The 9,005-nt window shown below is 49.7% G+C and carries 10 protein-coding genes and 1 tRNA gene; 9 read left to right on the forward strand and 2 right to left on the reverse strand.

The features are described from left to right. Window positions 1-446: hypothetical protein (locus A10D4_RS12970; RefSeq protein ID WP_008490050.1), on the reverse strand; the 446-nt coding region annotated here is incomplete at its 3' end. A 169-nt stretch (window positions 447-615) separates the two neighbouring features. On the opposite strand from A10D4_RS12970, the gene A10D4_RS12975 reads away from it, so the two are divergent. Continuing rightward, window positions 616-1,332 carry a YebC/PmpR family DNA-binding transcriptional regulator gene (locus tag A10D4_RS12975; RefSeq protein ID WP_008490051.1) on the forward strand — a complete coding sequence of 239 codons (717 nt, stop codon included), beginning with the start codon at window positions 616-618 and terminating at the stop codon, window positions 1,330-1,332. 388 nt (window positions 1,333-1,720) lie between these two features. Further along, window positions 1,721-2,254, forward strand: a complete 534-nt coding sequence (locus A10D4_RS12980) for a helix-turn-helix domain-containing protein (protein ID WP_008490052.1) — start codon at window positions 1,721-1,723, stop codon at window positions 2,252-2,254. Here the strand turns inward: A10D4_RS12980 and yhbY are convergent. Beyond that, on the reverse strand, window positions 2,251-2,547 hold the full coding sequence (gene yhbY, locus A10D4_RS12985; RefSeq protein WP_008490053.1) for a ribosome assembly RNA-binding protein YhbY: 297 nt from the start codon (window positions 2,545-2,547) through the stop codon (window positions 2,251-2,253). The genes A10D4_RS12980 and yhbY overlap by 4 nt on opposite strands. A 104-nt stretch (window positions 2,548-2,651) precedes the next feature. Here yhbY and rlmE point away from each other — a divergent pair, with 104 nt between their 5' ends. The 7 genes from rlmE (at window position 2,652) to A10D4_RS13020 (ending at window position 8,826) form a co-directional block, all read left to right on the forward strand. Next, entirely contained in the window at window positions 2,652-3,278 is a 627-nt protein-coding gene (gene rlmE, locus A10D4_RS12990) for a 23S rRNA (uridine(2552)-2'-O)-methyltransferase RlmE (RefSeq protein ID WP_008490054.1), read from the forward strand. 49 nt (window positions 3,279-3,327) lie between these two features. Then, window positions 3,328-5,277 carry an ATP-dependent zinc metalloprotease FtsH gene (gene ftsH, locus A10D4_RS12995; protein ID WP_008490055.1) on the forward strand — a complete coding sequence of 650 codons (1,950 nt, stop codon included), beginning with the start codon at window positions 3,328-3,330 and terminating at the stop codon, window positions 5,275-5,277. 87 nt (window positions 5,278-5,364) lie between these two features. Continuing rightward, the gene (gene folP, locus A10D4_RS13000) at window positions 5,365-6,180 is read left to right on the forward strand and encodes a dihydropteroate synthase (RefSeq protein WP_008490056.1); all 816 of its coding nucleotides are present in this window, start codon (window positions 5,365-5,367) and stop codon (window positions 6,178-6,180) included. Further along, window positions 6,177-7,517 (forward strand): phosphoglucosamine mutase, encoded by a 1,341-nt coding sequence (gene glmM, locus A10D4_RS13005; RefSeq protein ID WP_008490058.1) that lies wholly within the window; start codon window positions 6,177-6,179, stop codon window positions 7,515-7,517. Before folP ends, glmM begins: the two co-directional genes overlap by 4 nt. A gap of 87 nt (window positions 7,518-7,604) precedes the next feature. Further along, complete coding sequence (gene tpiA, locus A10D4_RS13010; protein WP_008490059.1) at window positions 7,605-8,363, forward strand: triose-phosphate isomerase; 759 nt, start codon at window positions 7,605-7,607, stop codon at window positions 8,361-8,363. Between the two features lie 6 nt (window positions 8,364-8,369). Then, window positions 8,370-8,717, forward strand: a complete 348-nt coding sequence (secG, locus tag A10D4_RS13015; RefSeq protein WP_008490060.1) for a preprotein translocase subunit SecG — start codon at window positions 8,370-8,372, stop codon at window positions 8,715-8,717. A gap of 22 nt (window positions 8,718-8,739) precedes the next feature. Then, a tRNA-Leu gene (locus A10D4_RS13020) sits at window positions 8,740-8,826 on the forward strand. Window positions 8,827-9,005 lie beyond the last annotated feature (179 nt).

The following is a 9,005-nucleotide window of genomic DNA, read 5'->3' on the forward strand; positions in this document are numbered from 1 at the left end:
ACTTGTGCACCGGCTACCGTCAACAAGCTACTACCATCAGGACAGTTGGAAAAAAACTGGCGGTTGTTGGCGCTGGGATCAAGGATCGGTTGCTGGTGTATATTGAAGTAACCACCGGCGACGATGCTACCACCTTTGCCATCCGGCACGCTGTCACCGGTGATAAAAAATGGTTCGTAAGCAAGCTTGACCTGCTCACTGCTACCGTCGTCGTAGCGCATGTGCAGCGCCGATTTAACCAATGTCGTTGCCATCTCGGCAGGGTTATCTAATGTTGGCGCGGGCATGGGAATGAACTGTATGCTTTCTAACCGTCGTTTGGCGTCTGCTGCCGAGGCTAAGCTTGACCACAGTGAGGCGCTCATATTAGCTGCCAAGGGGAGTAAAGGTGCGCCGGCTAACCAAGTTAATAAGCGGCGGCGAGTGTTATCGACGGAGTGTGGCATGGGAACCTCAAGACGGTTAACGATGAAAGTGTGATGATAAGAATGTAATAATATAACGCTTTCCTGTGACGGTTTTATGTCAGTCTCACTTGCTGCCGCTAAAAGCTGGATGCGAGGCCGTGATCGGGGTAAACTCTGCGCAAATTTTTTGGTAATCGGAATCGATGTTATGGGAAGAGCCTATCAAAACCGCAAAGAATCTATTGCGAAAACAGCTAACGCGAAAAGCAAAGTCTATAGCAAGTACGGACGTGAAATTTACGTTGTCGCTAAACAAGGCGGCGTCGATCCGGACGGTAATTTAGCTTTACGCGGCCTAATAGACCGCGCCAAAAAAGACCAAGTGCCGACCCACGTGATTGATAAGGCTATCGATAAAGCCAAAGGTGGAGCCGGTGAGGATTATGCTGCCGCTCGTTACGAAGGCTTTGGCCCAGGTAACTGCATGGTCATCGTCGATTGCTTAACCGACAATCCTAACCGTACCTTTGGCGAAGTACGCAATTGTTTTACCAAAACTAAATGCAAAATTGGGGCGCCGGGCTCGGTCGGGCACTTATTTGACCACTGCGCTATTTTCGCTTTTGCCGGTGATGATGAAGACGCCGTGCTAGAGGCGTTGATGGACGCTGATGTTGATGTCACGGATGTAGAAGCCGAACAAGGGCGTATTACCGTGTTTGCGCCACACACCGAATACGCGAAAGCTAAACAAGCGCTAATGGCAGCCTTTGCCGATATCGAGCTGGACGTCGACGAAATTCAATTTGTCCCGCAGGTCATGACCACGGTTAGTGGCGACGATGTGGCGATGATGGATAAGTTTATGGATATGTTAAACGACTGCGACGACGTCCAAAACATCTACCATAACGCCGAATACTAAACATCAGTTGCTCAGGTAACCTACTATCGTAGTAGTGATTTACTGATTTCTGAGTGGTACTAAATACGCCGTTTTAATTATTAAGACGGCGTTTTTTATGATGAAAAGAGAATTTAAGGCTTCAATTCCACTCCGTCATGGCTTGACCCCGTGTAAGACTCTAACCTAGATACTCAGGTATCGTGCATGGTCGTTTAGCTTAGCCCATCGATTTTACTAACGAACTGATTCTGCTCGCTAACTAAGCTAGAGGTTAGCGTGATAAGTAATGAGCCGAGGTCGAGTTTGTCTCACCGAACAAGCGCTTTATAGTTCAGAGCCTTAACGTCGTGAGTGCTTTAATTAACAGTTACTTACGGTGAGTTAAGATTCGAACAGGAGTTGCGCTATGCAAACCATCAATATCAAACCCGATATTAACCGACCGTTAAATCAGTCCCGTTATCTAACGCTGCATCAGTGTATCGAACGTCTAAAACTGGTTTCCGGTGAAACCCGGGTGGCAGGATTAATGCGCTGGATGGGGGTGAATAAAACCAGCTATGCCAATTGGCGACGACGCGAAACGATTCCTTATGGTGCTATCGTTAAAGCGTTGCTAAGGCACGGTATTTCGTTGGATTGGTTTTTCGCACCCGAGTTTGATTTGCATTACCCAACACCCGATCAACTCAGCGGTGTCAATGAGCAGCGTTTACATTATGACGCGCAACGCGAGCGCACCTTAAAAGTGATTGTCGCGCTGGAAGCTGTCGAACCGGTGTTGCGGCGCAATGGTTTGGCCTTTAACGAGAAAAATCGCGAGACCATGTTGGAGACCTATTTTGCCGCCAAGCACGGTTTTGTACCCTTACAAAAAGCGTTGATACAAACCGCACTGGCATTAAAGGTGGTGCAACCACGCAGCAGCACCCGTCGTTAAGCGCGGGGTAATTGAATCTTGGGTTGTTCGGCAGGGCGATAGAGTATTTGCGTTTTGCCGATCACCTGCACTTCGCTGGCGCCGGTTTCGCGTACAATTGCAGCGTAAATTTGTTGCCGCAGCTCGCGTTCTTCTTCTGGCACTTTCACCTTAATCAATTCATGATGGCTCAGTGCTAACTCAATTTCCGCCACTACGCCTTCCGTTAAACCATTGGCACCTAATAGCACCACCGGTTTGAGTGGATGCGCTAGCGCTTTTAGGTGCTGCTTCTGTTTATTCGTTAATTGCATAGTATAATGTCTCATCTTGACTTGAATTGGCGTCATTTTAACGCCATATAACCGTTGTCACCAGTATAGCCGTGGCAAAATGACGACTGGATAAGAAATAAATTATGGCAAAGAAGCGCTCAGCAAGTAGTAGTCGCTGGCTCAGAGAGCATTTTAACGATCATTTTGTGCAAAAAGCACAGAAGCAGGGATTGCGTTCCAGAGCGGTGTTTAAACTGCAAGAAATTCAAGAACGCGACCATATTCTTAAACCGGGTATGACGGTGGTCGATTTAGGTGCCGCACCGGGCGGTTGGTCACAGTGGGTGGTTGACCAGCAACAGGGGCAAGGGCAAGTCATTGCTTGTGACATCTTATCGATGGATCCGATTGCCGGGGTCGATTTTTTGCAGGGTGACTTTCGTGAAGAAGCGGTGTTAAATGCGTTATTGAGCCGAATAGGCGGTAACAACGTAGATCTGGTGTTGTCAGATATGGCACCCAACATGAGTGGCAATGAAAATGTCGACATCCCGCGTTCGATGTATTTAGTCGAGCTGGCGCTGGATATGTGTCATCAGGTGATGAAACCTGGCGGTAGTTTTGTCGTCAAAGTATTTCAGGGGCAGGGCTTTGAAGAATTTTTACGTGATTGCCGTGCCGCATTTAAGCAAGTAAAGACAAGAAAGCCGGAGTCTTCGCGAGCCAGATCGCGCGAAGTCTATCTGGTAGCGACAGGGTATAAACTGTAGTACCCTGTGCGAAGACTCTAAATTTAAGCAATAGCAGAGGTAGCAGGCTTTGAGCGATATGGCAAAAAATCTCATTCTATGGCTAGTCATCGCCGTAGTGCTGATGAGTGTATTTAACAGTTTCAGCCCCGGTGGCTCGTCAAGCTCGCAAATGCCTTACAGCCAGTTTGTGTCCATGGTTGAAGATGGCCAGGTACGTAAAGCGGTGTTTTCCGAAGATATGCGTACCATTACCGTCACCACCAGTAATGGTCAAAACTTCCGTACGGTAATGCCCACCATTAACGACCAGAAGTTGTTAGATCAACTGCTGAGCAACAAAGGCATTGAAACCAGTGGTACACCACCGGAAGAGCCTAGCATTTTAACCTCGATCTTTATTTCTTGGTTCCCCATGCTGTTGTTAATCGGTGTCTGGATTTTCTTCATGCGCCAAATGCAGGGTGGCGGCGGTGGCCGTGGCGCGATGTCATTTGGTAAGTCGCGGGCGCGGCTGATGGGTGAAGATCAGGTGAAAACCACTTTTGCTGATGTCGCTGGTTGCGACGAAGCCAAAGAGGAAGTCTCTGAGCTGGTCGATTACTTAAAAGATCCCTCTAAATTTCAGCGCCTTGGCGGTAAGATTCCAAAAGGTGTGCTGATGGTAGGTCAGCCGGGTACCGGTAAGACTCTGTTGGCAAAAGCCATTGCCGGTGAAGCAAAAGTACCGTTTTTCGCGATTTCAGGCTCTGATTTCGTCGAAATGTTTGTCGGTGTTGGTGCCTCACGGGTACGTGATATGTTCGAGCAAGCGAAGAAATCGGCTCCTTGCATCATCTTCATCGATGAAATTGATGCGGTTGGACGCCAGCGCGGCGCTGGTTTGGGTGGTGGCCATGATGAACGTGAGCAAACACTAAACCAAATGCTGGTTGAAATGGATGGCTTTGAGGGCAATGAGGGCATTATCGTTATTGCCGCGACTAACCGTCCTGACGTACTCGATCCGGCCTTATTACGTCCTGGTCGGTTTGACCGTCAAGTCGTTGTTGGCCTGCCTGACGTACGTGGCCGTGAGCAAATCTTAAAAGTTCACATGCGTAAGGTACCTTTGGGTGACGACGTCGAAGCGTCGGTCATTGCGCGCGGTACACCGGGCTTCTCTGGTGCCGACCTAGCCAACTTGGTTAACGAAGCTGCATTATTTGCCGCGCGAGGTAACAAGCGTACCGTGTCGATGGAAGAATTCGACAAAGCAAAAGATAAAATCATGATGGGCGCAGAACGTCGTTCGATGGTCATGAGCGAAGACGAAAAAGCCATGACGGCCTATCACGAAGCGGGTCATGCTATTGTCGGCCGTTTAGTGCCTGAACACGATCCGGTTTACAAAGTCTCTATTATTCCGCGTGGGCGTGCACTCGGTGTCACCATGTACTTGCCTGAGCAAGACCGGGTCAGCCATAGTAAACAGCATCTAGAGAGTATGATTTCTAGCTTGTATGGTGGCCGCTTAGCTGAGCAGTTGATTTACGGCGACGATAAAGTCACCACGGGTGCGTCTAATGACATTGAGCGAGCGACAGATATCGCGCGTAAGATGGTGACGCAATGGGGCTTGTCGGAAAAAATGGGGCCGTTGCTGTATGCTGAGGAAGAAGGCGAGGTATTTTTAGGACGTCCCACGTCTCAGGCCAAACATATGTCTGATGATACCGTGCGTGCTATCGACCAAGAAGTGAAGGCGTTGATTGACCGCAATTATAATCGTGCGAAGACGATTCTTGAGGAAAACATCGACATCTTACATTCGATGAAAGATGCCTTAATGAAATACGAAACCATTGATGCGGGTCAAATTGATGATCTGATGAATCGCCGTGATGTACGCACTCCGCGCGATTGGCGTGACAGTGACAACGATGGTTCGAATAGCGGTGGTGCGGTCAAAGCCGACACTGAAGAAGCACCGCAACGTCCAATCAAGTTGGACAAGCCGGGTGATGCACCGGCCAAGTAAGTGCTTGCTAACGAAGCCCCGCTTGCGGGGCTTTTTTTTGCCTGACGGATATTTACTGCCAGTTGAGCAACGACGAGGAACCTCAGCATGACCAAACACGCTCGCCCTTTACAAGTCATGGGTATTTTAAATGCCACCCCGGATTCGTTTTCTGATGGTGGTCAATTCCGTCAACTCGATGCCGCTTTGCGGCAAGCACAAAGCCTGTTAGATGCCGGCGCGAGCTATATTGACGTCGGTGGTGAGTCAACTCGACCCGGTGCCGAGGACGTTAGCGAGCAGCAAGAGCTCGAGCGTGTGGTGCCGGTGATTGCCGCTATTCGTCAGCGTATGCCGGTTAAAATTTCGGTCGATACCAGTAAAGCCGTAGTCATGCGCGAGGCGGTGGCTGCTGGCGCCTGCTTAATTAACGACGTACGCGCATTACGCGAACCCGATGCCTTGGCGACTGCCGCTGCGACTGGCGCTGAGGTGTGTTTGATGCATATGTTAGGGCAACCTCGCACCATGCAAGATGAACCTGAGTACGATGATGTGGTCTGTGATGTGAAGCAATTTTTGCAACAGCGCGTTAACGCCTGCTTGGCTGCTGGTATCAGTAGCGATAAATTATGGCTAGATCCGGGCTTTGGTTTTGCTAAAACGGCACGCCATAATTACCAGCTATTACAGCGCTTACAGGCATTTCACGAGTTAGGCTTGCCGTTGTTGGTGGGCATGTCGCGAAAAACCATGATAGGCCATGTGACCGGGCGTCCGGTGAACGAACGTTTGCCCGGTAGTTTAGCCGCGGCAACCATTGCAGCTTTAAAAGGAGCCCGTATAATTCGCGTCCACGATGTAGCCGAAACGGTGGATGCGATGCGAGTCGTGGCAGCCACGTTAGAGGGAGATTATCTTTGAGTCAGAGAAAATATTTTGGTACCGACGGTGTGCGCGGCCGAGTAGGAAGCTTTCCTATTACGCCCGACTTTGCCATCAAACTCGGTTGGGCTGCTGGCAAGGTGTTGTCGGCACAGGGCAACAAACGCGTATTAGTGGGTAAAGACACTCGCATTTCTGGCTACATGTTAGAGTCGGCGTTGGAAGCGGGGTTGTCGGCAGCGGGAGTGGATGTCGAGTTCTTAGGACCGATGCCAACACCGGGTATCGCCTATTTAACGCGAACCTTCAGAGCCGCAGCCGGTATTGTGATTAGCGCCTCGCATAATCCCTATTATGATAACGGTATTAAGTTCTTTTCTGATTCGGGCGATAAGCTGCCCGATAGTGTTGAGCTAGATATTGAACGCTTAATCGATGAACCCTTATCATGCGTCGACTCAGATCATTTAGGTCGGGCGAGCCGTATTAACGACGCCGCCGGTCGTTATATAGAGTTCTGTAAAAATGTATTTCCCTCAGAGCTATCGTTGACCGGGCTAAAAATTGTTGTCGATTGCGCCAATGGCGCGACTTATCATATCGCCCCCAATGTACTGCGCGAGTTGGGCGCCGAAGTGATCAGCATTGGCGCCAGTCCGAACGGTAAAAATATCAATCTTAACTGCGGTGCGACTCATCTTGATGCGTTACAGAAAGCCGTGTTGGCGGAGCAAGCCGACGTCGGTTTTGCTCTCGATGGCGATGGTGACCGGATCATGCTGGTTAGCGCCAAAGGACGTATTATCGATGGCGACGACATTATTTTTATGTTGGCTCGTAATGCGCAACAACAGGGCGTGTTGCAAGGCGGAGTGGTTGGTACCCTTATGACGAATTTCGCCGTCGAGAAAGCCTTAGCTGAATTGGATATTCCGTTTGTTCGGGCGAAAGTCGGTGACCGTTATGTCAACGAAGAGCTGGTTAAGCGTGATTGGGTATTCGGCGCCGAGAATTCTGGGCATGTCATCAATCGCCAATACCACACTACCGGCGATGGCATTATTGCCGGCTTACAAGTCTTAGCAGCAATGCAGCGTAGTTCGGCGTCGTTAGATCAGCTAATGGGGGGCTTGAAAAAATTTCCTCAAGTGTTGATTAACGTCCGCTATAGCGGTGAGAGTGACCCGTTGCAGGCAGACAACGTCTGTTCGGTGGTGGCCGAGGTGGAAGATGCGTTAGCCGGCGACGGTCGGGTGCTATTACGCAAATCGGGTACCGAGCCGTTGATCCGGGTAATGGTCGAAGGTAAAGACAACAGCATCGTGAAAGCCTACGCGCAACAAATTGCCGCTGAAGTCGAAGCGGCTAGTAATTAAGCGAACACGTCGAAAACTCAGCAAAGCGGCTTGTAAGTTGTGATAACTTTCGCTACTATCTCGGCCGCTTTAACCAAAGGATAAGCTATGCAACCGCAACCACTGGTACTGGCGAATTGGAAACTCAACGGTGATCGGCAATTGGTGACCTCAATGGTCTCAGCATTGCGTGACGCTGCTGATAGCCTGCACGGTGTCAATGTCGGTATTTGCCCGCCAGCGATATACATTCCGGCGCTAACCGAAGCTTGTTACTATGATGCCATTGGTGTCGGTGTACAGCACATTAGCGAGCACCCGAAAGGGGCGTATACCGGTGAGCTGGCCGTGAGCATGGTAAAAGAGTTTGGCGTCGACTATGTGTTAATTGGTCATTCTGAGCGTCGTTCACTGTACCAAGAGAGCGATCAGCAGGTAGCGGCAAAAGTCGCTCAGGTTACCTCCGCTGGCTTGACCGCGGTGGTCTGTGTTGGCGAAAGCGAAGCGCAGCGGGAAGCCGGCGAAACCCTAACTGTAGTCAAAGCGCAATTGGCGGCAGCACTGCAAGGGTTAGCTCAAAGTAGTCCTGCATTATTGGTTATCGCGTATGAGCCGGTCTGGGCAATTGGCACTGGACAAACGGCTACACCTGAGCAAGCTCAGCAGGTACATGCGGAAATTCGCTCGTGGTTGCAACAGCAACTGGGTGACGCAGGAAAAGATATAACACTACTTTACGGCGGCAGCGTAAAACCGGATAATGCCGCAGAATTATTTGCCCAAGCAGATATTAATGGTGGTTTGATTGGTGGTGCCAGCTTAGTTGCTGACGACTTTATTGCCATTTGTCAGGCCGCGCGAGGATAACAAGCGATGTACGAATTTTTATTGATTGCTTTTTTATTGGTGGCGATTGCGCTGATTGGTTTGATCTTGATCCAACAGGGTAAAGGAGCCGATATGGGTGCGTCTTTTGGTTCAGGTGCATCAAATACCGTGTTCGGTTCAAGTGGTTCGGGTAACTTTTTAACCCGCACGACCACGATTTTAGCAATTTTGTTCTTTGTGCTCAGCATCATTTTGGGTAACTTGTCATCGGGCAAGGGTAGCGCGAACGATGATTTGTCTGATTTGTCGGTGCCGCTTGACGAGCAAAGCGAACAGTTACCGCCAGCTAGTGAGCAAGAGCAGCAAAACAACGATTTGCCGCCGCAAAACTAAGTTTTTCGGCGCCTCGAATTATGCAGAAGTGGTGGAATTGGTAGACACGCTATCTTGAGGGGGTAGTGCTCTAACGGGCGTGCGGGTTCAAGTCCCGCCTTCTGCACCAGAATGAAATTATCAAAGGCTCTGGAAAGGCCTTTGATAACGCTAACAAAATTTCTACAAGCTATTGAAAATCAAACAGGTTATATCGAGTTTTCGACATTAGTTAGGTTGCATTCTTAGGTATAGTCAGTATAATAGCGGTCAAGTTTGACGCGGGGTGGAGCAGTCTGGTAGCTCGTC

It is taken from the genome of Idiomarina xiamenensis 10-D-4, assembly GCF_000299895.1.
GTDB classification, from domain to species: domain Bacteria; phylum Pseudomonadota; class Gammaproteobacteria; order Enterobacterales; family Alteromonadaceae; genus Idiomarina; species Idiomarina xiamenensis.